23 protein-coding genes and 3 tRNA genes are annotated in these 22,216 nt (G+C 60.9%); 22 read left to right on the plus strand and 4 right to left on the minus strand.

Going from position 1 to position 22,216, the window contains the following annotated elements; translation table 11 throughout:
* Positions 1-24 precede the first annotated feature (24 nt).
* A complete protein-coding gene (locus tag HJB91_RS23195) occupies positions 25-924 on the minus strand; it encodes a LysR family transcriptional regulator (protein WP_221155967.1) in 900 nt (299 codons plus the stop codon).
* A 104-nt stretch (positions 925-1,028) separates the two neighbouring features.
* On the opposite strand from HJB91_RS23195, the gene HJB91_RS23200 reads away from it, so the two are divergent.
* Positions 1,029-2,018 (plus strand): zinc-dependent alcohol dehydrogenase family protein, encoded by a 990-nt coding sequence (locus HJB91_RS23200; protein WP_221155968.1) that lies wholly within the window; start codon positions 1,029-1,031, stop codon positions 2,016-2,018.
* A 71-nt stretch (positions 2,019-2,089) separates the two neighbouring features.
* Here HJB91_RS23200 and HJB91_RS23205 read toward each other — a convergent pair whose 3' ends face one another.
* Positions 2,090-3,076, minus strand: a complete 987-nt coding sequence (locus HJB91_RS23205) for an aldo/keto reductase (protein ID WP_210628301.1) — start codon at positions 3,074-3,076, stop codon at positions 2,090-2,092.
* 143 nt (positions 3,077-3,219) lie between these two features.
* Here HJB91_RS23205 and HJB91_RS23210 point away from each other — a divergent pair, with 143 nt between their 5' ends.
* Positions 3,220-3,621, plus strand: coding sequence for a cupin domain-containing protein (locus HJB91_RS23210; RefSeq protein ID WP_210628300.1), 402 nt, complete (start codon positions 3,220-3,222; stop codon positions 3,619-3,621).
* 106 nt (positions 3,622-3,727) lie between these two features.
* On the opposite strand, the gene HJB91_RS23215 is transcribed toward HJB91_RS23210, so the two are convergent.
* Complete coding sequence (locus tag HJB91_RS23215) at positions 3,728-4,333, minus strand: class I SAM-dependent methyltransferase (protein ID WP_210628299.1); 606 nt, start codon at positions 4,331-4,333, stop codon at positions 3,728-3,730.
* Positions 4,334-4,495: 162 nt separating this feature from the next.
* Here HJB91_RS23215 and HJB91_RS23220 point away from each other — a divergent pair, with 162 nt between their 5' ends.
* Positions 4,496-4,858 (plus strand): hypothetical protein, encoded by a 363-nt coding sequence (locus HJB91_RS23220; protein WP_221155969.1) that lies wholly within the window; start codon positions 4,496-4,498, stop codon positions 4,856-4,858.
* A 126-nt stretch (positions 4,859-4,984) separates the two neighbouring features.
* The gene (locus HJB91_RS23225) at positions 4,985-5,533 is read left to right on the plus strand and encodes a glutathione peroxidase (RefSeq protein WP_221155970.1); all 549 of its coding nucleotides are present in this window, start codon (positions 4,985-4,987) and stop codon (positions 5,531-5,533) included.
* 548 nt (positions 5,534-6,081) lie between these two features.
* Here HJB91_RS23225 and HJB91_RS23230 read toward each other — a convergent pair.
* A tRNA-Val gene (locus tag HJB91_RS23230) sits at positions 6,082-6,157 on the minus strand.
* A 407-nt stretch (positions 6,158-6,564) separates the two neighbouring features.
* Between HJB91_RS23230 and HJB91_RS23235 the strand changes: the two genes are divergently transcribed.
* The 18 genes from HJB91_RS23235 (at position 6,565) to HJB91_RS23320 (ending at position 22,214) form a co-directional block, all read left to right on the plus strand.
* A tRNA-Asp gene (locus tag HJB91_RS23235) sits at positions 6,565-6,641 on the plus strand.
* A gap of 51 nt (positions 6,642-6,692) precedes the next feature.
* Positions 6,693-6,769: transfer RNA gene (locus tag HJB91_RS23240), tRNA-Asp, on the plus strand.
* A gap of 247 nt (positions 6,770-7,016) precedes the next feature.
* On the plus strand, positions 7,017-7,382 hold the full coding sequence (locus HJB91_RS23245) for an NADH-quinone oxidoreductase subunit A (protein ID WP_010055493.1): 366 nt from the start codon (positions 7,017-7,019) through the stop codon (positions 7,380-7,382).
* Positions 7,373-7,957, plus strand: coding sequence for an NADH-quinone oxidoreductase subunit B family protein (locus HJB91_RS23250; protein WP_210628296.1), 585 nt, complete (start codon positions 7,373-7,375; stop codon positions 7,955-7,957). The genes HJB91_RS23245 and HJB91_RS23250 overlap by 10 nt, the downstream gene beginning before the upstream one ends.
* 18 nt (positions 7,958-7,975) lie before the next feature.
* Positions 7,976-8,578, plus strand: coding sequence for an NADH-quinone oxidoreductase subunit C (locus HJB91_RS23255; RefSeq protein WP_210628295.1), 603 nt, complete (start codon positions 7,976-7,978; stop codon positions 8,576-8,578).
* A 46-nt stretch (positions 8,579-8,624) separates the two neighbouring features.
* Entirely contained in the window at positions 8,625-9,011 is a 387-nt protein-coding gene (locus tag HJB91_RS23260; protein WP_221155971.1) for a four helix bundle protein, read from the plus strand.
* A gap of 60 nt (positions 9,012-9,071) precedes the next feature.
* Entirely contained in the window at positions 9,072-10,262 is a 1,191-nt protein-coding gene (locus tag HJB91_RS23265) for an NADH-quinone oxidoreductase subunit D (protein WP_210628293.1), read from the plus strand.
* Positions 10,262-10,534, plus strand: a complete 273-nt coding sequence (locus HJB91_RS23270) for a hypothetical protein (protein WP_210628292.1) — start codon at positions 10,262-10,264, stop codon at positions 10,532-10,534. The genes HJB91_RS23265 and HJB91_RS23270 overlap by 1 nt, the downstream gene beginning before the upstream one ends.
* A 16-nt stretch (positions 10,535-10,550) precedes the next feature.
* Entirely contained in the window at positions 10,551-11,714 is a 1,164-nt protein-coding gene (locus tag HJB91_RS23275) for an NADH-quinone oxidoreductase subunit E (RefSeq protein WP_221155972.1), read from the plus strand.
* 10 nt (positions 11,715-11,724) lie between these two features.
* Positions 11,725-13,029 (plus strand): NADH-quinone oxidoreductase subunit NuoF, encoded by a 1,305-nt coding sequence (gene nuoF / locus HJB91_RS23280; protein ID WP_003558451.1) that lies wholly within the window; start codon positions 11,725-11,727, stop codon positions 13,027-13,029.
* A 2-nt stretch (positions 13,030-13,031) separates the two neighbouring features.
* A complete protein-coding gene (locus HJB91_RS23285) occupies positions 13,032-13,715 on the plus strand; it encodes a 5' DNA nuclease (protein ID WP_210628289.1) in 684 nt (227 codons plus the stop codon).
* 222 nt (positions 13,716-13,937) lie between these two features.
* Positions 13,938-16,019: an NADH-quinone oxidoreductase subunit NuoG gene (nuoG, locus tag HJB91_RS23290; RefSeq protein ID WP_210628288.1), complete on the plus strand. Its 2,082-nt coding sequence runs from the start codon at positions 13,938-13,940 to the stop codon at positions 16,017-16,019.
* Positions 16,020-16,031: 12 nt separating this feature from the next.
* On the plus strand, positions 16,032-17,075 hold the full coding sequence (gene nuoH, locus HJB91_RS23295) for an NADH-quinone oxidoreductase subunit NuoH (RefSeq protein ID WP_210628287.1): 1,044 nt from the start codon (positions 16,032-16,034) through the stop codon (positions 17,073-17,075).
* 40 nt (positions 17,076-17,115) lie between these two features.
* The gene (nuoI, locus tag HJB91_RS23300; protein WP_004680064.1) at positions 17,116-17,607 is read left to right on the plus strand and encodes an NADH-quinone oxidoreductase subunit NuoI; all 492 of its coding nucleotides are present in this window, start codon (positions 17,116-17,118) and stop codon (positions 17,605-17,607) included.
* Positions 17,608-17,748: 141 nt separating this feature from the next.
* On the plus strand, positions 17,749-18,363 hold the full coding sequence (locus HJB91_RS23305; protein WP_184452956.1) for an NADH-quinone oxidoreductase subunit J: 615 nt from the start codon (positions 17,749-17,751) through the stop codon (positions 18,361-18,363).
* Between the two features lie 23 nt (positions 18,364-18,386).
* Positions 18,387-18,695, plus strand: a complete 309-nt coding sequence (gene nuoK, locus HJB91_RS23310; RefSeq protein WP_003587269.1) for an NADH-quinone oxidoreductase subunit NuoK — start codon at positions 18,387-18,389, stop codon at positions 18,693-18,695.
* Positions 18,696-18,702: 7 nt separating this feature from the next.
* Positions 18,703-20,703: an NADH-quinone oxidoreductase subunit L gene (gene nuoL / locus HJB91_RS23315; RefSeq protein WP_221155973.1), complete on the plus strand. Its 2,001-nt coding sequence runs from the start codon at positions 18,703-18,705 to the stop codon at positions 20,701-20,703.
* Entirely contained in the window at positions 20,703-22,214 is a 1,512-nt protein-coding gene (locus tag HJB91_RS23320) for an NADH-quinone oxidoreductase subunit M (RefSeq protein ID WP_221155974.1), read from the plus strand. Before nuoL ends, HJB91_RS23320 begins: the two co-directional genes overlap by 1 nt.
* Positions 22,215-22,216: the final 2 nt, after the last annotated feature.

The following is a 22,216-nucleotide window of genomic DNA, read 5'->3' on the forward strand; positions in this document are numbered from 1 at the left end:
ATTCGCCCCTGAACGGCCGATGGCCTACGTCATGAATTTGGGCAAGGCAGCCGCCAATGCGTCGACCGCAAGACGAGTCCTCAGCGGCAGGTGCGATGTCTGCAGCCACAGCGCATGACAATCATACGGGAATTCCGGCTCGTCCGGCAGGACCACCACCAGCATCCCTGCCTGCACACGGTCCCGGATAAGCCAGGAGGGCAGCCAGGCGAGCCCCATGCCTGCCGTTGCCGCATCGGCAATGGCATCGAGATCATCGAGCCTCAAACGGCTCTTGGGCCTGATTTCAATCGGTGGCTCTTCGCCGCGTGGAAAAAGCCACGGACGGAACCGGGCGGAGCGGGCATAGACGATAGCATCGTGCCCGCCGAGATCCTTGAGCTGCTCAGGCCTGCCGTGGTCATCGAGATAGGCCGGCGAGGCGCAGACCACCATGCGCTGGCGCGCGACACGGCGTGCAATGACGCCCGATCTATCCTCCAACTCGCCGGTGCGGATCGCGAGATCGTAGCCGCCCTCCGCGAGGTCGACGACAGGATCGCTGAGCGATAGATCAAGTTCGAGGTTCGGATGCCGCTGAGCGAGTTCGATTAGGATCGGGACCACGCAGCGCCGACCGAAATGAACGGGCATAGTGACGCGCAGCCTTCCGCAGGGTTCGGAAAGATGATCGACTGCAAGCGCATCCGCAGCCTCGGTCTCCGCAAGGATCATCCGGCAGCGCTCGTAATAGGCGCGTCCGAAATCCGTCGGGCTCTGGCGCCGCGTCGTCCGGTTGATGAGGCTCACACCCAGGCGCTCCTCGAGAAAGCGGATATGCTTGCCGACCATCGGTCCGGACAGGCCAAGGGCCGCGGCGGCCGCTGCGAATGAGCCCAGATCGACGGCCTTCACGAAGACGGCCATGCTGGTGAGACGATCCATATTGCAAACTCTTGGTTTCTTCTGTCTTACCTCCGGGCCAATTTATCTTCTGGAGGCGGCTTGGCATAGATCATTCGGTTCAATCATTTTGGAGTTGATATCGAATGCCACGCGTAATCCGCTTTCATGAGCTTGGCGGCCCCGAGGTTCTCCGCATCGAAGATGCAGTGATTCCCGCGCCGCAGCCGGGGTTGGTTCAGATCCGTGTCAAGGCGCTGGGCATCAATCGCGCTGAAGCTTTGTTGCGGTCAGGCGCCTATATCGAAACCGCGCCGCTGCCTTCTGGCCTCGGCCTCGAAGCGGCCGGTATCGTCGAGGCGGTGGGCGAGGGTGTGGATGGTTTTGTGCCGGGCGACCGTGTTAGCATCATCCCGCCCATCTCCATGGTCCAGTGGCCGGCTTATGGGGAACTCATAAATTTTCCCGCCGAATTTGTCGTCAGGCATCCGCCGACGCTGTCCTGGGAGGCGGCCGCTGCCGTCTGGATGCCGTTTTTGACGGCCTACGGCGCACTCATCGACACTGCCGGGTTGAGCAAAGGTGATTTCGTCGCCGTTACCGCGGCCTCGAGCAGCGTGGGACTTGCTGCGATCCAGATTGCCAACAAGGTCGGTGCGATGCCGATTGCGATTACCAGGACCTCCCGCAAGCGTAAGGCATTGCACGATGCCGGTGCTGCGCATGTCCTCGCTTCACAGGAGGAAGATCTGGAAATGAAGCTGAAGGCCGTCGCCGGCCGGGATGGCGTTCGGGTCGTCTTCGATGCTGTCGCCGGCCCCATTTTCGAACCGCTGAGCGCGGCAATGTCATCGGGCGGCATTTTCATCGAATATGGCGGATTGAACCAGGAGCCGACGCCGTTTCCGCTCCCTGCGGTGCTCGGCAAAGGCCTGACGCTACGCGGTTATCTCGTCCATGAGATTCTCCGCGACCCGGCGCGGCTGCAGGCTGCAAAGACCTTTATCTACGAAGGGCTCGCGTCCGGCGCCCTGGAACCTGTCATATCAAGGACATTCCCTTTCGAACAGATCGTCGAAGCGCACCGCTTCTTGGAATCGAACGAGCAGTTCGGCAAGATTGTCGTGACGGTCTGATCCGGTCCTTCTTGGGATGATGTCTCAGGCCCGGCCAAGTGGCCGGGCGGGCTAGAACGGCCCGTCAGAGCTTACCAGCGCTGATGCACATGCGGTGCGATCAGCCGCTCGTAGATTTCACGCGTCGCCGCCATGACATCGGCCGAAAGCGGCGCGAGGTCGGCGGCGGCCGCGTTTGCCTTGGCCTGTTCGGCATTGCGGGCGCCGGGGATGACGACGGTGACCGCTTCAGCCATCAGGACCCAACGCAGCGCGAAGCCAGCCATAGTGGCGCCGGCTGGCACCAGCTTGCGCACTTCCTCGACCGCCTGCAGTCCGACCTCGAAGGGAACGCCTGCAAAAGTCTCGCCGACATCGAAGGCCTCACCATGGCGATTGAAATTGCGGTGGTCGTCGCTGGCGAAATGTGTAAGCCGGGTGATCTTGCCGGAGAGAAGGCCGCTTGCCAGCGGCACGCGGGCGATGATCGCCACGTTCCTGCGGCGTGCTTCCTGGAAAAACAGATGGGCGGGGCGCTGGCGGAAGATATTGTAGATGATCTGAATACTGACGACGCCGGGATATTCGATCGCCTTCAGCCCGTCCTCGACCTTTTCGACGCTGACGCCATAGCCCTTGATCTTGCCGGCCTTCTGCAGCGTGTCCAGGCTCTCGAAGACCTCAGGCTGGTAAAGCACCTCGCGCGGCGGGCAGTGCAACTGCACGAGGTCGAGACAGTCAACCGCAAGATTCTCCAGGCTGCGATCGATAAAGCCCTCGAGATTGGCCCTGGTATAGCCTTCCGCGACATGCGGGGTGAGGCGGCGGCCTGCCTTGGTCGCGACCATCGGGCGCTCGCCGCCGCGTGCCTTCAAGACATCGGCAATGATCTTTTCCGAGCGGCCGTCGCCGTAAACATCCGCCGTGTCGATGAACGTCATGCCGGCATCGAGCGCGGCATTCAGCGCCGCGCGCCCATCCGCCTCGCTGATATCGCCCCAGGAGCCGCCGATCTGCCAGGCGCCGAAGCCGACATTGGTGACGGTGAAGGGCGTGCGGCCAAAAGCATGGTGTTTCATGAACATCTCCCCAGGTTATGAAAGGCACTCGCCTATCAGGCGGGCAACTGTGCGGCAATTGCCAATCCGGCCTTGATCGGTCGCCTCGATCAAATATCGTCCGGAGACAAGGCTTCAACCGCAATGGACGGAAAGGAACGATCATGGAGATTAAACCCGCTGGCTCTCGCCCTTCAACGAAACCGCCGGCCGACTACTTTACCGGCAATGTTCGCCAGGATCCGCTGATCGAGCCGCCGGCGCCGGCCCGGGTGAGGGCAACCTCCGTCACCTTCGAACCGGGCGCCCGCACGGCTTGGCACACGCATCCGCTCGGCCAGACGCTGGTCGTCACCTCAGGCAAGGGCCTCGCCCAGAGCTGGGGCGAGGAGATTCGCGAAATCCGCGCCGGCGACACCGTCTGGTTTGCGCCGCGCGAAAAACACTGGCACGGCGCCGGCCCGGACACGGCAATGACGCACATCGCTATCCACGAGGCATTGGACGGCAGTCATGTCGACTGGATGGAAAAGGTCAGCGACGATCAATATTCCGGCAAGGCGTAAAGCATGTCTCGCAAAAGTGTGCAGCGGTTTTGCGATAAAGACATGCGCAAAAAAGACTAAAGCGCGGGCCAAGCGAATCTGAAGATCGCGCCGCGCTTTAGACGGATCAGAGGCGCTTCAGGCAATAGGAAAAATGCGCGTGTGATTCGACCGTCAGGAATTCGAATTGCCAGCCATAATCCTTGCAGAATTTGGTAACCGCCTCGACGACACCGTAGACGATCGGTTTGACCGTGTTGCCGGTGCAGAAATCATGACCGGCAATGCGTCCTGTCCGCTTCACCTTCTTCTCGCAGAGCAAGAGCTCCTGCCAGGTGAGCTCGAACGAATGGTCGGTGTCGATATAGGCCCAGTCGAGGAAGTCATCCGCGAATTCGGCGAGCTTGTCGAGCGATGTGCCTTGCATCAGGTGCAGCCGGCCGGCGCCGATCTCGGCTGCGAAATTCGTGTGAATCGCGTCGAGCCCGGAGCTGTAGCGATCCATCGACCAGGGATCGATGAGATAAAGCTGGGCGGGGCGATTCTTTTCCAGGATCTCCGCCGTATATTCGCCGAAGGCTGCACCCACTTCGACGCCGATGCCGCCATTCGGGATCCGGTAGAGCAGTTCGCCGCGATCCGGCAGCAGCCGGGCGTTTTCCATATGATGGGCGCTGAGCGGGGTGCGCGGCATGCTCGCCCGCAGCGCCTGCCTTTCTTCACGTGTCTTCATCTCTGATCTCGGGATTGGGGCGGCTGACGGCCCTGGTGCGGTTCGAGGGAACGTAGGACCAGCCGACGCCGATGACAACGGCATGACAAGAATTTGCTTCTTTCGGACAAAGCGTTAAGTTTCGCCTGTGAATGACGAAAGAGCCCTGGGAGGAGCGACTTCATGAGACGGATGTGGCCCGAAGAGTTCAATGCCATCATTGCCGATGCCGAAGAAGTGATGCTGGAATCATCCGCAGAAGCAGGCGCCGGCGAGCCGCTGCACCGGAAGGCGCTGAAGGCGGGCATCGCCATGGAAGATTACGAGCGAATCTGGCCGCTCGCCGAGATGCGCTTCCGATTGGGCGAGGGGCCGTTCGCCGGCAAGGCCATCACGCTCATCACCACCAACCCTCATTATCATCCCTGGCATCCAAAGGATGGCGGCAGCGTCGAATCCGTCTCGGACAGCGGCCGCCACTACAAGACGGATTACCTCGTCGTGCATTTCCTGCTCGATGACGTAAGGGAAACCTCACCTGCCTGATCGGTTGCCCCGGGGTTGCCAACGGCGACGCCGGGGATGCTGACGCCGAGTTGATCTTCACCCTGATGACAATGACGGCGATATCGCTAAGCTCGCCGGACCGATCCTTGCCAATTGGAGGTTCCCATGATGGGCAATGTGCTGGATATTCCGGTCAAGACGGTGGATGGTCGACAGATCACACTGAACGAATACAAGGGCAGGGTGCTTCTGATCGTCAACGTCGCCTCGAAATGCGGACTCACGCCGCAATATGAGGGACTGGAAAGGCTCTATGGCGAAAAGCGCGAGCGCGGCTTCGTCATCGCCGCTTTCCCCGCCAACGACTTCAAGGGCCAGGAACCCGGCACCGACGCCGAGATCTTCGATTTCTGCACCACCACCTACGACGTCACCTTCCCGATTTTTTCTAAGATTTCGGTCAAGGGCGAGGCCCAGCACCCGCTCTACCGGCAGCTGACCAAATCGGGCGTGAAGACGACGGGCGAGGGTCCGATGCGCGAACGCCTGAATGCCCACGGCATTTCAGGCGGCGACGAGGATGACATCCTCTGGAATTTCGAAAAATTCCTGATCGGCCGCGACGGCAAAGTCGCCGCCCGCTTTGCGCCCGATGTGACGGCGGATGATTCGCGGCTGGTTTCCGCGGTGGATCAAGAACTGGCGAAGGCATGATTTGCCAGGAGCCGAGCAGGATCTTCAGATCCCGAGCACGGTCACAAGCGGGGGCGTAAAGTCCTTGAAACCCAGTCTCGGCTGGTCGCATCTCCTGTCAAACTTCGTCTTCGATACGTGGCGCTGACAGTTCGGATTCGTTTTGAACGCGTATCCGGGCAGGCTGACATATGTGGCGCTTGGCGCGCCAAGGGCTATCGCGATGCACAGCGTCAATGCGGAGCTGAGAGCCCTCATGGCACACCTCCAGGTGTCATAAGCCTCCAAACGCGAAGACTTTCCGGGCGGCGATTCTCCCACTTTTGCCGGCCCCCATCCATTCGCCCAATAGGAGGTGGCCCGGCGGCCGGAGTAGTCCGTTTTGGCGGAACCTGGTTTCCAGACGGCGCCGCATTTGACCTGCCGGACAGCTATGCTGCGCCGGAACGTCTTGCCGAAGCCGCGTTCCCAGCCGGCAGCCTCTGCAGAGGCAGATAGCTGCGTGAGCCAATCAGCGGCAGATGAGACTGCGGTTGTTGACATCACTCTTTGAAACTTGAGGGGAAGAATGGTGGGCGATGAGAGACTCGAACTCCCGACATCCTCGGTGTAAACGAGGCGCTCTACCAACTGAGCTAATCGCCCATCGCTGGCGAAGCCGATCGGCCTGCTGCGTTGGTGGCCGTCATCTATGCGGATCACGGCAAAACCGCAAGAGTGTTTGTGAAGAATTTTTGATTTTTTTGGCGGTCGTCTGCTGGTCTGCGCTGCCGATCAGGCGCAGTCGGCCTGTGGATAAAGGGGGGGCGGCGGATTTATCCATTTTGCCTGCGCCGCCGGCTCCCATCGTGCCTCGCTGCGGCTGCGGAGGTTGGAATTGCCGGCTTTCCGTTCTGCCTGCAGCGGCTTTACCGAAACAATTCAGCGACTGTCATGGTTTTGTCTCCAAACCTGCTTGACACTAAAAGGCGAACCCCGTAGTTAGCCGCTCATCGAAACGGCCAGCCGTTTTGGTGAGGGTGCGAAGGCATCCGGATTGCTTGAAATGAAGTGCGGGTGTAGCTCAGTCGGTTAGAGTGCCGGCCTGTCACGCCGGAGGTCGCGGGTTCGAGCCCCGTCACTCGCGCCATTTCAAAGCAGGCGTTCAGGCGCCGCCGTCCGGCTCTTCCGTCCGTCATGCGCGGGTGTAGCTCAGTCGGTTAGAGTGCCGGCCTGTCACGCCGGAGGTCGCGGGTTCGAGCCCCGTCACTCGCGCCATTCTCCTCCGAAAGCCATGCAGTTTCCAGGGGTCAGGCATGCAGCTTGAATCGACTTCTGCGGATTTGTCGCGACATCGTTGCATCTGCTTGATAATGTCCGCGCGCGACGCGTCGAATTGCCGCCGTAAAAGTCTTGCGCCGGGGCGTCGGCTGCGCTAACCACGGCTTGTTGCAACGCACGTTCGCTTGTCGGGCAATTGCCCAAAAGCGCCGTCTGGCGCCTCCGACAAGCAAGGATGAACATGATGACTGAACTGCTCAGTTCCTATATTCCGATCGCTATCTTCATCGCCATTGCGCTCGTTATCGGCCTGGCGCTGCTCATTGCGCCGTTCGCCGTGGCTTTCAAAGCGCCAGATTCGGAAAAGCTCTCGGCTTACGAATGCGGTTTCAACGCCTTTGACGACGCCCGCATGAAGTTCGACATCCGCTTCTATCTCGTGTCGATCCTCTTCATCATCTTCGACCTCGAGGTCGCCTTCCTCTTCCCCTGGGCCGTTTCTTTCGGCGCCATCGGCTGGTTCGGCTTCTGGTCCATGATGGTCTTCCTCCTCGTGCTGACCATCGGCTTTATCTATGAATGGAAAAAGGGAGCCCTGGAATGGGAGTGACCCCTGTGAGCAACCAGTCGCTCGTCGCGCCGCAGCCGAAGGGGATCATCGATCCGTCGACCGGCAAGCCGATCGGGAGCAACGACGCATTTTTTGGCGAGATCAACAACGAACTCGCCGACAAGGGTTTCCTCGTCACTTCGACGGACGAGCTGATCAACTGGGCCCGTACCGGCTCGCTGATGTGGATGACCTTTGGTCTTGCCTGCTGCGCCGTCGAAATGATGCAGCTCTCCATGCCGCGTTATGACGTCGAGCGCTTTGGTTTTGCGCCGCGCGCTTCGCCGCGCCAGTCCGACGTGATGATCGTCGCCGGCACGTTGACCAACAAGATGGCGCCGGCGCTCCGCAAGGTCTACGACCAGATGCCCGAGCCACGCTACGTCATCTCGATGGGCTCCTGCGCCAATGGCGGCGGCTACTATCACTATTCCTATTCCGTGGTGCGCGGCTGCGACCGCGTCGTGCCGATCGACATCTACGTGCCGGGCTGTCCCCCCACGGCCGAAGCGCTGCTCTACGGCGTGCTTCTGCTGCAGAAGAAGATCCGGCGCACCGGCACGATCGAACGCTAAGGGTTAAGGACAAGGCATATGAGTGAAGCCCTGACTGAGCTTGCCTCCTATCTTGGCGAAGCGCGCGGCAACCTGATCGCCGCATCGCAGTTGAAGTATGGCGAGCTGACGCTGACGGCGACGGGTGAAAACCTGATCGCGCTCCTGACCTTCCTGCGTGACGACGCCAAATGCGGATTCGTCAACCTGATCGATATTTGCGGCGTCGACTGGCCGCAGCGCGAGCTGCGCTTCGACGTCGTCTATCATCTGCTGTCGCCGAAGAAGAACCTGCGCATCCGCGTCAAGGTCGCGACCGACGAGGATACGCCGGTCCCATCGGCCTGTGCGGTTCATCCCGGCGCCGATTGGTTCGAACGCGAAACCTGGGATATGTACGGCGTCCTGTTCACCGGCCATCCGGATCTGCGCCGCATCCTGACTGATTACGGTTTCGAAGGGCATCCTTTGCGCAAGGACTTTCCGACGACCGGTTTCGTCGAAGTTCGCTACGATGACGCAGCGAAGCGCGTCGTCTATGAGCCGGTGGAACTGAAACAGGAATTCCGCAACTTCGACTTCATGTCGCCATGGGAAGGCACCGAATACGTGCTGCCGGGTGATGAGAAGGCGAAACAGTAGTTCTAGGCAGAAGCCAATAGGCAGTAGGCAATAGTGATAAGGGAGAATGGCAACGGCGATTAATTCCTATCAGGATCTTCCGGTGTGGCAGCGCTCCATGGATCTTGCGGTTGAATGTTACGGCCTGACCAAGGGATTTCCCAAAGAGGAAGTTTATGGCCTTACCTCCCAGGTAAGACGTTCGGCAGCGTCCATCGCGGCAAACATAGCGGAAGGTTACGGGCGCGAGGCAACGGGTGCATATGTTCACCATTTGAAAATCGCCCAAGGATCCCTGAAGGAATTGGAGACGCATCTGATACGCTCGGCGCGAGTAGGAATAGCCACGGTCTCGCAGACCCAGTCGGCGCTTTCCTTGATTGCGGAGATAGGGAAGATGCTGCGGTCGCTTATTCGCCGCCTGCAAGATGGACAGAACGAACGTGAGAACTAACCACTACACTATTGCCTATTGCCCACTGGCTAATGCCTGCAATAGCGGAGCGCCTAGCAAATGACCGAACATAACGTCCGCAACTTCAACATCAATTTCGGACCGCAGCATCCGGCGGCGCACGGCGTTCTTCGTCTTGTCCTGGAGCTTGACGGCGAAATTGTGGAGCGGGTCGATCCGCATATCGGCCTGCTGCATCGCGGCACCGAGAAGCTGATCGAGACCAAGACCTATCTGCAGGCGGTGCCCTATTTCGATCGCCTCGACTATGTCGCGCCGATGAACCAGGAGCATGCCTATGCCATGGCCGTCGAAAAGCTGCTCGGCATCGAGATCCCGATCCGCGGCCAGCTGATCCGCGTTCTCTATTCGGAAATCGGCCGCATCCTCTCGCATCTTCTGAACGTCACGACGCAGGCGATGGACGTCGGCGCGTTGACGCCGCCGCTCTGGGGCTTTGAAGAGCGTGAAAAGCTGATGGTGTTCTATGAACGGGCCAGCGGCTCGCGCATGCACGCTGCCTATTTCCGTCCGGGCGGCGTCCACCAGGATCTGCCGGAAAAGCTCGTGCAGGACATCGGCGACTGGTGCGATCCGTTCCTCAAGGCGCTCGATGACATCGACGATCTTTTGACCGGCAACCGCATCTTCAAGCAGCGCAACGTCGATATCGGCGTCGTCTCGTTGGAAGATTGCTGGGCCTGGGGCTTCTCCGGCGTCATGGTGCGCGGTTCGGGTGCTGCCTGGGATCTGCGTCGCGCCCAGCCTTACGAATGTTATTCCGATCTCGAATTCGACATCCCGATCGGCAAGAACGGCGACAATTATGACCGCTACCTCATCCGCATGATCGAGATGCGCCAATCGGTCCGCATCATGAAGCAGTGCGTCAATCGCCTCCTCTCGGATGCGAAGACCGGTCCTTTCTCGTCGATCGACGGCAAGGTCGTTCCGCCGAAGCGCGGCGAGATGAAGCGTTCGATGGAAGCGCTGATCCACCACTTCAAGCTCTATACCGAAGGCTATCATGTGCCGGCCGGTGAAGTTTACGCCGCGGTCGAAGCGCCGAAGGGCGAGTTCGGCGTCTATCTCGTCTCCGACGGCTCGAACAAGCCGTATCGCTGCAAGATCCGCGCTCCGGGTTACGCCCACCTGCAGGCGATGGACTTCATGTGTCGCGGCCACCAGCTTGCCGACGTCGCTGCTGTCCTTGGCTCGCTCGATATCGTCTTCGGCGAGGTGGACCGCTGATGCAGCTTCTGCCGCTGGCCGTCGCAATTCTTCTCTCGGCGTCCGGGGTTTCGGCTCAGGAGGCTGACACCCTCGGCACGCCGCTGGGTCATAAGGAAGTGACGCCGCCGGGGCAGCAATCGTCCATGGGCGAGCTTTTGTCCAAGGGCTATCAGATCAAGGCCGCCATCCCGAATGGCAGCAAATTCGTCGTATTTATGCAGAAAGACCAGTCGGCCTATGCCTGCGAAATGCAGTCTTTGACCGCTTCGCGGTGTGGAACCCTAAACTGACAAGGCGTGAGGAAGAATGTCCGTTCGTCGATTAGCCGAAGATCAATTTCAGCCTGCCGCATTCGCTTTCAGCGATGAAAATGCGGTCTGGGCGGACAAGACGATCCAGAAATACCCCGCCGGCCGCCAGCAGTCGGCGGTCATTCCGCTGCTGATGCGAGCGCAGGAACAGGACGGCTGGGTCACGCGCGCGGCGATCGAAAAGATCGCCAACATGCTTGACATGGCTTATATCAGAGTGCTCGAGGTCGCGACCTTCTATACGCAGTTCCAGCTGCATCCTGTCGGCACGCGCGCCCATGTCCAGGTCTGCGGCACCACGCCCTGCATGCTGCGCGGCTCGGAAGCGCTGATGTCGGTCTGCAAGAGCAAGATCCATTCCCACCCATTCGAGCGCAATGCCGAAGGCACGCTCTCCTGGGAAGAGGTCGAATGTCTTGGCGCCTGCGTCAACGCCCCGATGGTGATGATCGGCAAGGACACGTACGAAGACCTGACGCCGGAGCGCCTCGAGGAGATCATCGACACCTTTGCTGCCGGCAATGGCGCGAGCATCAAGCCGGGCACTCAGATCGATCGGATATTCTCAGCACCGGAAGGCGGCCCGACCTCGCTGACGACCGAAGAGCCGAAGGCAAGGACACGCGCCAAGAAGAGCGAGGCCGAAACCGTGTCGGCACCGGTCGACGCTGCGCCGGTCCCGCCCTCCGAGGCCGGCCGCCCGAAGAGCACTGATGCCGAGACCAATGCGGTCTTGAAGACACCGGCGACGGCGCCGAAGGCTGCTGCGAAAAACGCCAGGGCAGCCGAGGAGCAGCCGGTTTCCGGCACGGCGCCTGCCGAGGCGACGCCTGCTGCGGCCAAGGCCGAAACCGCTCCGGCGGCCAAGCCCAGCCTGACCGACAAGAACCGTCCGGCCGGCATCGAAAAGCCCGCCGCTCCTGATGACCTGAAGATGATCTCCGGCGTCGGTCCGAAGATAGAGGCGACATTGAATGAAATCGGCATCTTCACCTTCGCGCAGGTCGCAGGCTGGAAGAAGGCCGAACGCGAATGGGTCGATAGTTACCTGAACTTCCGCGGCCGCATCGAGCGCGACGACTGGGTCAAGCAGGCCAAGGCGCTCGCCAAGGGCGGCGAAGCGGAATATATCAAGGTCTTCGGCAAGAAGCCGCGGTAAGAGGTGAAGCATGTTACAAGATAAAGACCGCATCTTTACCAATATCTACGGCCTCAAGGACAAGTCCCTGAAGGGCGCGATGAGCCGCGGCCACTGGGACGGCACCAAGCAGATCCTCGAAAAGGGCCGCGACTGGATTATCAACGAGATGAAGGCCTCCGGCCTTCGCGGTCGCGGCGGTGCCGGTTTCCCGACAGGCCTCAAATGGTCCTTCATGCCGAAGGAAAGCGACGGCCGCCCGCATTACCTCGTCGTCAATGCCGACGAATCGGAGCCCGGCACCTGCAAAGACCGCGACATCATGCGCCACGATCCGCATACACTGATCGAAGGGTGCGTCGTCGCAAGCTTCGCCATGGGCGCCAATGCCGCCTACATCTACGTGCGCGGTGAATACATCCGCGAGCGCGAAGCGCTGCAGGCGGCGATCGACGAGTGCTATGACTACGGCCTGCTTGGCAAGAACAACAAGCTCGGCTGGGACATGGACATCTTCGTCCATCACGGCGCCGGCGCCTATATCTGCGGCGAGGAAACCGCGCTGCTTGAAAGCCTGGAAGGCAAGAAGGGCCAGCCGCGCCTGAAGCCGCCTTTCCCAGCCAACATGGGCCTCTACGGCTGCCCGACGACCGTCAACAACGTCGAATCGATCGCGGTCGCGCCGACGATTCTGCGCCGCGGCGCTGGCTGGTTCTCGGCCATCGGTCGTCCGAACAATGTCGGCACCAAGCTGTTCATGCTCTCCGGCCACGTCAACAAGCCGTGCACCGTTGAAGAGGAAATGGGCATCACCTTCCGCGAACTGGTCGACCGCCACGCCGGCGGCATCCGCGGTGGCTGGGACAATCTGCTCGCCGTCATTCCGGGCGGTGCATCCTGCCCGATCGTTCCGGCCAAGGACATCATCGATTGCCCGATGGATTTTGACGGTCTGCGCGGCGTCGGTTCCTCCTTCGGCACGGCCGCCGCGATTGTCATGGACAAGTCCACGGACGTCATCAAGGCGATCGCCCGCATCTCCGCCTTCTTCAAGCATGAGAGCTGCGGCCAGTGCACGCCCTGCCGGGAAGGCACGGGCTGGATGTGGCGCGTGATGGAGCGCATGGCCAAGGGCAACGCCCAGAAGCGCGAAATCGACATGCTGTTTCAGGTGACCAAGCAGATCGAAGGCCACACCATCTGCGCGCTCGGCGACGCCGCCGCATGGCCGGTGCAGGGTCTGATCCGTAACTTCCGTCCCGAGATCGAAAAGCGCATCGACCAGTATACGGCGAGCGCGCTCGATCACGGCGCGGTTCTGGAGGCGGCTGAATAATCATGACCGACAAGGCATCCAAGAGTGGGAAGAAGGAAGAGACCGCCGATTTCGCGGCCGGCTTCGGCCGTCTTGCCGCCGAGATGCTGGAAAACGCACAGGCAATGCCGGTGCATCCGCTGATGGCACATCCTGCCGCAGCCTTTGCCGCCGCAACGGCTATTGGCTTCGGTTTCTCGACGCAGATGGCGGGAGCCTTTTTCGGGGCCTTCCAGAGTGCTCTGGAAACGACGGGCAAACTCGCCGCCGCCCTCGATGATACGCCGCCCGACGAACCGGCGCCCGCTGTCGATATCCGGTCGGAGAACATCCGCCCGGCCGTCAAGGCGTTCAGCAAGCCCGCGGCCGACAAGCCTGCCGCCGAAAGGAAGGCTGGGCCGAGGCTGAGAGTCGTCAAGCCGGCAAGCGAACCGACTCAGGCAAGCCAGCCGACGCCCAGCGTGAAGGTAAAACCGGCTCAGCGGGCTGCAAAGGCCGACGATCTCAAGCTGATCGCCGGCATCGGTCCGAAGCTGGAGCAGGTGTTGAACACCAAAGGCATTCGCGGCTTCGCCGAGATTGCCGCCTGGACCGACGAGGATATCGCCCGGCTTGACGCCGAGCTCGGCCTTAGCGGCCGCATCGCACGCGACGACTGGATCGGTCAGGCGAAGGTTCTGGCCGGGCGGGGCCGCAGAAGGAAATGAGCTGTCCGGCCGCGCAAACCGGCCGGAAATAGGGCGGATCAGCGAAGGGGCGGAGGGCCCACGCTGCAGATGCCGGTGCGGGTTCCGCGTCTGGAACGCGCGACAGACAATTTGGGCGACATCGGCTGCCAGCAGGACGAAAGATCCGGCTCGGCAAAGAGAATGTTGCAAAACAGGTTTGTTTGCCGTCATCAGGCAAACGGGAAACAGGACTGAGCGACGATGGCAAAACTGAAGATTGACGGCAACGAGATCGAAGTTCCGGATCATTTCACGCTATTGCAGGCGTGTGAGGATGCCGGCGCTGAAGTTCCGCGCTTCTGCTTCCACGAGCGCCTGTCGGTTGCCGGCAACTGCCGCATGTGCCTTGTCGAGGTGAAGGGCGGACCGCCGAAGCCGCAGGCTTCCTGCGCCATGAGCGTGCGCGACATCCGCGGCGGCCCGAATGGCGAACTGCCCGAGGTCTTCACCAACACGCCGATGGTCAAGAAGGCCCGTGAAGGCGTGATGGAGTTCCTGCTGATCAACCATCCGCTCGACTGCCCGATCTGCGACCAGGGCGGCGAATGCGACCTGCAGGATCAGGCGATGGCATTCGGCATCGACACCTCGCGCTACCAGGAAGACAAGCGCGCAGTCGAGGACAAGTATATCGGCCCGCTCGTCAAGACGGTGATGAACCGCTGCATCCATTGCACGCGCTGCGTCCGCTTCACCACCGAGGTTGCCGGCATTTCCGAACTCGGCCTGATCGGTCGCGGCGAGGATGCCGAGATCACCACCTATCTCGAACAGGCGATGACCTCCGAACTGCAGGGCAACGTCGTCGACCTCTGCCCGGTCGGCGCGCTCACCTCCAAGCCCTTCGCCTTCACCGCCCGCCCCTGGGAATTGAACAAGACCGAGTCGATCGACGTCATGGATGCCGTCGGTTCGGCGATCCGCGTCGACACCCGTGGCCGTGAAGTCATGCGCATCCTGCCGCGCGTCAACGAGGTGATCAACGAGGAGTGGATTTCCGACAAGAGCCGCTTCATCTGGGACGGTTTGAAGACGCAGCGCCTCGACCGGCCTTACGTCCGCCGCGACGGCCGCCTGCAGCCGGCCAGCTGGGCCGAGGCCTTCGGCGCCATCAAGGCTGCTGTCAGCGCCACTTCAGGCGAAAAGATCGGCGCGATCGCTGGCGATCTCGCTTCCGTCGAGGAAATGTATGCGCTCTCCGAGCTGGTCAAGGCACTGGGATCGGCTAATCTCGACTGTCGCCAGGATGGGACGGCACTCGATCCGTCGCTCGGCCGTGCAAGCTACCTCTTCAACCCGACGATTGCGGGCATCGACCAGGCCGACGCGCTGCTGATCATCGGCGCCAATCCGCGTTTCGAGGCGGCTATTCTCAACGCCCGCATCCGCAAGCGCTGGCGTCGCGGCAAGTTCCCGATCGGCGTGATCGGCGAGCCCAGTGAACTGCGTTACAGCTATGACTATCTCGGCGGCGGACCCGACACGCTCAAGGATCTGGTCGATGGCGGCCATGCCTTCGCGAACGTCCTGAAGAACGCCGCCAAGCCGATGATCATCATCGGCCAGGGCGCGCTGTCGCGCAGCGATGGCGCCGGTGTTCTCGCAAGTGCCGCCAAGCTTGCCGGTTCGGTCGGTGCGGTCGTCGAAGGCTGGAACGGCTTCGCCGTCCTCCACACCGCTGCCTCGCGTGTCGGCGGCCTTGATCTCGGCTTCGTGCCGGGTGCTGCGGGCGTCAATGCCGCTGAAATGCTGCAGTCGATGGAGGTGCTCTTCCTGCTCGGCGCCGATGAACTCGACTTCACCGCCAAGAAGGCCAAGCTCACCGTCTATATCGGCTCGCATGGCGATAACGGCGCGCACCATGCCGACGTCATCCTGCCGGCCGCAGCCTATACCGAAAAGTCCGGCACCTGGGTCAACACCGAAGGCCGCGTCCAGATGGGCAATCGCGCAGGCTTTGCGCCGGGCGATGCCCGTGAGGATTGGGCGATCATCCGTGCGCTGTCCGACGTGCTCGGCAAGAAGCTTCCCTTCGATTCACTGAGTGAGTTGCGCGGCCGGCTCTATGCCGCTTTCCCGCATTTCGCCGCCATCGACGAGATCGCCGAAACCGATAGCGCCCAAATTGCCGCAGTCGCGAAAAAAGCCGGCAAGATGAACAAGTCAGGGTTTGCGTCGCCGGTCAAAGACTTCTATTTGACGAACCCGATAGCGCGCGCCTCGGCTGTCATGGCCGAGTGCTCGGCATTGGCCCGCAACAACTTCAAAGTCGCGGCAGAGTAAGGGCAGGAACTCATGGATTCTTTCTTCTCAACCTATGTCTGGCCGGGGATCATCATGATCGGTCAGTCGCTGCTGCTTCTCGTCTGCCTGCTCGTCTTCATCGCTTACGTGCTGCTTGCCGACCGCAAGATTTGGGCGGCCGTGCAGCTGCGCCGCGGCCCGAACGTTGTCGGTCCCTTCGGCCTGTTCCAGTCCTTCGCCGACCTTCTGAAGTTCGTGTTCAAGGAGCCGATCATTCCGGCCGGCGCCAACAAGGCGGTGTTCCTGCTGGCCCCGCTGGTGACCGTGCTGTTGGCGCTGTCCACCTGGGCGGTGGTGCCGCTCGCTGATGGCTGGGTGATCGCCAACATCAATGTCGGCATTCTCTATATCTTCGCGATCTCCTCGCTTGAAGTCTACGGGATCATCATGGGCGGCTGGGCTTCGAATTCGAAGTATCCCTTCCTCGGCGCGCTGCGCTCGGCCGCACAGATGGTGTCCTATGAAGTCTCGATCGGCTTCGTCATCGTCACCGTTCTGCTCTGCGTCGGCTCGCTCAACCTGACCGACATCGTCAATGCGCAGCATACCGGCCTCGGCACCATGCTCGGCCTGCCGGCCTCGTTTCTCGACTGGCACTGGCTGTCGCTGTTCCCGATGTTCATCGTCTTCTTCATCTCGGCGCTCGCCGAGACGAACCGTCCGCCTTTCGACCTTCCGGAAGCCGAATCGGAACTCGTCGCCGGCTTCATGGTCGAGTACGGTTCCTCGCCATACATGATGTTCATGCTCGGCGAATATGCGGCCGTCTGCCTGATGTGCTCGCTGACGACGATCCTCTTCCTCGGCGGCTGGCTGCCTCCTGTCGATATCTGGATTCTCAATTGGGTCCCGGGCATTATCTGGTTCATGCTGAAGGCATGCTTCGTGTTCTTCATGTTCGCGATGGTCAAGGCCTTCGTCCCGCGCTACCGCTACGACCAGCTCATGCGCCTCGGCTGGAAGGTCTTCCTGCCGCTGTCGCTCGCCATGGTCATCATCGTTGCATTCGTGCTGAAACTGATGGGATGGGCGTAATGATCCCAGCTCTCGTTTCCGGCAAAATTGGAGGTTGAAGATGGCAAGCTTGTCCAGCTCCATCAACTCGCTGTTCCTCAAGGAATTCTTCGGCGCGTTCTTTCTGTCGATGCGCTATTTCTTCCGCCAGAAGGCGACCATCAACTATCCCTTCGAAAAGGGTCCGGTCTCCCCGCGCTTCCGCGGCGAGCATGCGCTGCGCCGTTATCCGAACGGCGAGGAACGCTGCATTGCCTGCAAGCTCTGCGAGGCGATCTGTCCAGCCCAGGCGATCACCATCGAGGCCGGTCCGCGCCGCAACGACGGCACGCGCCGCACCGTGCGCTACGACATCGACATGGTGAAGTGCATCTATTGCGGCTTCTGCCAGGAAGCCTGCCCGGTCGACGCGATCGTCGAAGGTCCGAATTTCGAATTTGCGACGGAAACCCGCGAAGAGCTCTATTTCGACAAGGCGCGCCTTCTCGATAACGGGGACCGGTGGGAGCGCGAAATCGCCCGCAACATCGCGATCGACTCGCCGTACCGCTGATTGAGATCTGAAACGCCGCGGTGGAGCTGCTCGCTCCTGTCACGGTCAATATGCACAGGAGCTTTGCCGGCGAGTGCCGCGAAGCTCCATCGGGCAGGGAAAATTCCCGGCTGCCCGGGGGAAGATGAAAAAGGCACCAACATGGGTCTGCAGGCTCTATTTTTCTATCTTTTCGCCTTTGTCGCGGTGGCGTCGGCGTTCATGGTCATCTGGGCGAAGAACCCGGTTCACTCGGTTTTGTTTCTGATCCTGGTGTTCTTCAACGCGGCCGGCCTGTTCCTGCTGCTCGGCGCCGAGTTCCTGGCGATGATCCTGCTCGTCGTCTATGTCGGCGCCGTCGCCGTCCTCTTCCTCTTCGTAGTGATGATGCTCGACATCGACTTCACCGAATTGAGGGCAGGCGTGCTCGAATATGCGCCGATCGGCGGATTGATCGGGATCATCCTGGCGGCCGAACTGATCGTCGTCATCGGCGGCAGCGTCATCTCGCCTGAGATCGCCAAATCAGTCGCCATGCCGATCCCGGCACTGACCGAGCGCACCAATACGGCCGCTCTCGGCGACGTGCTTTACACCAACTACGTCTATTTCTTCCAGATTGCCGGCCTGGTGCTGCTGGTCGCCATGATCGGCGCGATCGTGCTGACGCTGAGGCATCGCACCAACATCAAGCGGCAGAATATTTCCAGGCAGGTTGCCCGCACGCCCGCCACCGCCGTCGAGGTGGTTACGGTCAAGCCGGGGCAGGGCGTCTAAAGGCAGGTCAAGGAACAAAGAACATGGTCATCGGTCTTTCCCACTACCTGACGGTCAGCGCCATCCTCTTCACGCTCGGCGTCTTCGGCATCTTCCTGAACCGGAAGAACGTCATCGTCATCCTGATGTCGGTCGAACTGATCCTGCTTGCCGTCAACATCAACATGGTCGCCTTCTCTTCCTTCCTGAACGACATTGTCGGCCAGGTCTTCGCGCTGTTCATTCTGACGGTCGCGGCTGCCGAAGCGGCGATCGGTCTTGCAATTCTCGTTGTCTTCTACCGCAACCGCGGCTCGATCGCGGTCGAAGACGTCAATATGATGAAGGGCTGAGTGGCTCATGTTCCTCTATAAGGCTATTGTCTTTCTTCCCTTGATTGGCGCGATCGTCGCCGGCCTTTTCGGCCGCGCCATCGGCGCCAAGGCCTCGGAATATGTAACCAGCGGCCTGATGATCATCGCCGGCATCCTGTCGTGGATCGTCTTCTTCAACGTTGGCATGGGCCATCTTGAAGGCGGGCCGATCAAGGTCGAGGTGCTGCGCTGGATCCAGTCCGGCGGCGTCGACGTCTCCTGGTCGCTGCGCGTGGATACGCTGACCTCAGTCATGCTGATCGTCGTCAACACGGTCTCGACCTTGGTGCATATCTATTCGATCGGCTACATGCATACCGATCCGCATCGCCCGCGCTTCTTTGCCTATCTCTCGCTCTTCACCTTCGCCATGCTGATGCTGGTGACGGCCGACAACCTGGCGCAGATGTTCTTCGGCTGGGAAGGCGTCGGTCTCGCCTCCTATCTTCTGATCGGCTTCTGGTTCAAGAAGCCGTCGGCGACGGCCGCGGCGATGAAGGCTTTCATCGTCAACCGCGTCGGCGACTTCGGTTTCGTGCTGGGCATTGCCGGTGTCTTCGTGCTGTTTGGTTCGATTAACCTCGATACGATCTTCGCCAATGCATCGAATTTCGCCCCGCATGAAGGCGGCGGTGAGGCGAGCGAAGTGATCCTCAACCTCTTCGGCATGCAGCTCGACAATGCGCACGCGCTGACCGGCATCTGCCTGCTGCTGTTCATGGGCGCAATGGGCAAGTCGGCGCAGTTCCTGCTGCACACCTGGCTCCCGGACGCGATGGAAGGCCCGACCCCGGTCTCGGCCCTCATCCATGCCGCGACCATGGTCACCGCCGGCGTCTTCCTCGTCGCCCGCATGTCGCCGCTGTTCGAACTGTCGCCGGATGCGCTCACGGTCGTCACCGTGATCGGCGCGATCACCGCCTTCTTCGCGGCAACCGTCGGCCTGGTGCAGAACGACATTAAGCGCGTCATCGCCTATTCCACCTGCTCGCAGCTCGGCTACATGTTCGTGGCGCTCGGGGTAGGGGCTTACGGCGCGGCGATCTTCCATCTCTTCACGCATGCCTTCTTCAAGGCGCTGCTCTTCCTCTGTGCCGGCTCGGTCATCCACGCCGTCGACGGCGAGCAGGACATGCGCCACATGGGCGGCCTGTATCCGCACATCAAAGTTACCGCCGGCCTCATGATCATCGGCACGCTGGCGATCACCGGCGTCGGCATTCCCTTCACGCCGTTCGGCCTTGCCGGCTTCTTCTCCAAGGACGTGATCATCGAGGCGACCTACGCATCGCATTCGCCGGTCTCGGGCTTCGCCTTCTCGCTGCTGGTCATTGCGGCTCTATTTACCAGCTTCTACTCCTGGCGCCTGATCTTCATGACCTTCTTCGGCAAGCCGCGCGCTTCGCATGAGGTCATGCACCACGTCCACGAGTCGCCCCAGGTCATGCTGGTGCCGCTCTATATCCTTGCGCTCGGCGCCATATTTGCGGGCGTGATCTTCGAAGGCCGGTTCTACGGCGAGGAATATGCCGAGTTCTGGAAGGGCGCGCTCTTTACCGGTGCCGAAAACGAACTCCTCGAACAGTTCCATCATGTACCCACGCTTGTCGGCTTAAGCCCCTTCATCGCTATGGTGCTGGGTTTCGTCATTGCCTGGTACATGTATATCCGCTCGCCGCAGACGCCGCGCGTCCTCGCCAAGCAGCACCGGGTGCTCTACCATTTCCTGCTCAACAAGTGGTATTTCGACGAACTCTACGACTTCCTGTTCGTCCGCACGGCAAGGGCGCTCGGCCGCTTCCTGTGGAAGAAGGGTGACGTCGGCGTCATCGATACCTACGGGCCGAACGGTGTCGCCGCCCGCGTCGTCGCCGTCACCGATCGCGTGGTCCGCCTGCAGACCGGTTACCTCTATCACTATGCCTTCGCCATGCTGCTCGGCATTGCGGCGCTCGTTACCTGGATGATGCTCGGGAGTTCCTTCTGATGACCGATTGGCCTATTCTTTCAACGGTCACCTTCCTGCCGCTCGCCGGCGTGGTGCTCCTGCTCTTGATGAATGGCGACAGCGAAAGCGGCCGGAGAAACGTGCTGGGGATATCGCTGATCACCACCGTCTTCACCTTCATCGTCTCGCTCGTCATCTGGATCGGCTTCGACAATGCCAATCCAGGCTTTCAGATGGTCGAGAAGCATGACTGGCTCGGCACCGGCATTGGCTACCACGTCGGCGTCGACGGCATCTCTATGCTGTTCGTCATCCTGACGACCTTCCTCATGCCCTTCTGCGTGCTGGCGAGCTGGCTCTCGATCGAGAGGCGCCTGAAGGAATACATGATCGCCTTCCTCATCCTCGAAACGATGATGGTCGGCGTTTTCGTCGCGCTCGATATCGTGCTCTTCTACGTCTTCTTCGAGGCGGGCCTCATCCCGATGTTCCTGATCATCGGAGTCTGGGGCGGCAAGGATCGCGTCTATGCGAGCTACAAGTTCTTCCTCTATACGCTGCTCGGCTCGGTGCTGATGCTGCTCGCCATCATGGCGATGTACTGGCAGGCCGGCACGACCGACATCACCGCGCTGCTCGCCTACAAGTTCCCGCCGGCGCTGCAGACCTGGCTCTGGCTTGCCTTCTTTGCCTCTTTCGCAGTGAAGATGCCGATGTGGCCCGTTCATACCTGGCTTCCGGATGCGCACGTTCAGGCGCCGACGGCAGGCTCGGTGATCCTTGCCGGCGTGCTCCTGAAGCTCGGCGGCTACGGTCTCATCCGCTTCTCGCTCGGCATGTTCCCGGTCGCGTCCGATTATTTTGCGCCGCTCGTCTTCGCCATGTCGGTCATCGCCATCATCTACACCTCGCTGGTAGCGATGATGCAGGACGACATGAAGAAACTGATCGCCTATTCCTCCGTGGCGCATATGGGCTACGTGACCATGGGCATCTTCGCCGCCAACATGCAGGGTGTTCAGGGGTCGATCTTCCAGATGCTGTCGCACGGCATCGTCTCCGGCGCGCTCTTCCTCTGCGTCGGCGTCGTCTACGACCGTACCCATACCCGCGAGATCAACGCCTATGGCGGCCTCGTCAACAACATGCCGAAATATGCCGTGGCGATGATGGTCTTCACCATGGCCAATGTCGGGCTTCCCGGCACGTCTGGCTTCATCGGCGAATTCCTGACGCTGATCGGCGTCTTCCGGGTCAACACCTGGGTCGCGCTCTTTGCCGCCACCGGCGTCATTCTCTCGGCCGCCTATGCGCTCTGGCTCTATCGCCGGGTAATTTTCGGCGCGCTGGAGAAGGAAAAGCTGAAGGCGCTGCTCGATCTTTCCAGACGCGAACAGCTGATCCTTTATCCGCTGGTCGCGCTGACCATCTTCTTCGGCGTTTATCCGGCTCCGGTCTTCGATGCGACGGCCGCCTCGGTGGATCTGCTGGTCAACAACTACACGGCCGCCGTGCACGCAGCGCAGAACGTTGCGCTGTCTATGAAATGATG

This window comes from Rhizobium sp. NLR10b (assembly GCF_019685435.1).
GTDB lineage: Bacteria > Pseudomonadota > Alphaproteobacteria > Rhizobiales > Rhizobiaceae > Rhizobium.

Bases quoted from the DNA above. Each gene is read 5' to 3' on its own strand.
- HJB91_RS23195 (WP_221155967.1), bottom strand. From the start codon at position 924: ATGGATCGTCTCACCAGCATGGCCGTCTTCGTGAAGGCCGTCGATCTG.
- HJB91_RS23200 (WP_221155968.1), top strand. From the start codon at position 1,029: ATGCCACGCGTAATCCGCTTTCATGAGCTTGGCGGCCCCGAGGTTCTC.
- HJB91_RS23205 (WP_210628301.1), bottom strand. From the start codon at position 3,076: ATGAAACACCATGCTTTTGGCCGCACGCCCTTCACCGTCACCAATGTC.
- HJB91_RS23210 (WP_210628300.1), top strand. From the start codon at position 3,220: ATGGAGATTAAACCCGCTGGCTCTCGCCCTTCAACGAAACCGCCGGCC.
- HJB91_RS23215 (WP_210628299.1), bottom strand. From the start codon at position 4,333: ATGAAGACACGTGAAGAAAGGCAGGCGCTGCGGGCGAGCATGCCGCGC.
- HJB91_RS23220 (WP_221155969.1), top strand. From the start codon at position 4,496: ATGAGACGGATGTGGCCCGAAGAGTTCAATGCCATCATTGCCGATGCC.
- HJB91_RS23225 (WP_221155970.1), top strand. From the start codon at position 4,985: ATGATGGGCAATGTGCTGGATATTCCGGTCAAGACGGTGGATGGTCGA.
- HJB91_RS23245 (WP_010055493.1), top strand. From the start codon at position 7,017: ATGACTGAACTGCTCAGTTCCTATATTCCGATCGCTATCTTCATCGCC.
- HJB91_RS23250 (WP_210628296.1), top strand. From the start codon at position 7,373: ATGGGAGTGACCCCTGTGAGCAACCAGTCGCTCGTCGCGCCGCAGCCG.
- HJB91_RS23255 (WP_210628295.1), top strand. From the start codon at position 7,976: ATGAGTGAAGCCCTGACTGAGCTTGCCTCCTATCTTGGCGAAGCGCGC.
- HJB91_RS23260 (WP_221155971.1), top strand. From the start codon at position 8,625: ATGGCAACGGCGATTAATTCCTATCAGGATCTTCCGGTGTGGCAGCGC.
- HJB91_RS23265 (WP_210628293.1), top strand. From the start codon at position 9,072: ATGACCGAACATAACGTCCGCAACTTCAACATCAATTTCGGACCGCAG.
- HJB91_RS23270 (WP_210628292.1), top strand. From the start codon at position 10,262: ATGCAGCTTCTGCCGCTGGCCGTCGCAATTCTTCTCTCGGCGTCCGGG.
- HJB91_RS23275 (WP_221155972.1), top strand. From the start codon at position 10,551: ATGTCCGTTCGTCGATTAGCCGAAGATCAATTTCAGCCTGCCGCATTC.
- nuoF (WP_003558451.1), top strand. From the start codon at position 11,725: ATGTTACAAGATAAAGACCGCATCTTTACCAATATCTACGGCCTCAAG.
- HJB91_RS23285 (WP_210628289.1), top strand. From the start codon at position 13,032: ATGACCGACAAGGCATCCAAGAGTGGGAAGAAGGAAGAGACCGCCGAT.
- nuoG (WP_210628288.1), top strand. From the start codon at position 13,938: ATGGCAAAACTGAAGATTGACGGCAACGAGATCGAAGTTCCGGATCAT.
- nuoH (WP_210628287.1), top strand. From the start codon at position 16,032: ATGGATTCTTTCTTCTCAACCTATGTCTGGCCGGGGATCATCATGATC.
- nuoI (WP_004680064.1), top strand. From the start codon at position 17,116: ATGGCAAGCTTGTCCAGCTCCATCAACTCGCTGTTCCTCAAGGAATTC.
- HJB91_RS23305 (WP_184452956.1), top strand. From the start codon at position 17,749: ATGGGTCTGCAGGCTCTATTTTTCTATCTTTTCGCCTTTGTCGCGGTG.
- nuoK (WP_003587269.1), top strand. From the start codon at position 18,387: ATGGTCATCGGTCTTTCCCACTACCTGACGGTCAGCGCCATCCTCTTC.
- nuoL (WP_221155973.1), top strand. From the start codon at position 18,703: ATGTTCCTCTATAAGGCTATTGTCTTTCTTCCCTTGATTGGCGCGATC.
- HJB91_RS23320 (WP_221155974.1), top strand. From the start codon at position 20,703: ATGACCGATTGGCCTATTCTTTCAACGGTCACCTTCCTGCCGCTCGCC.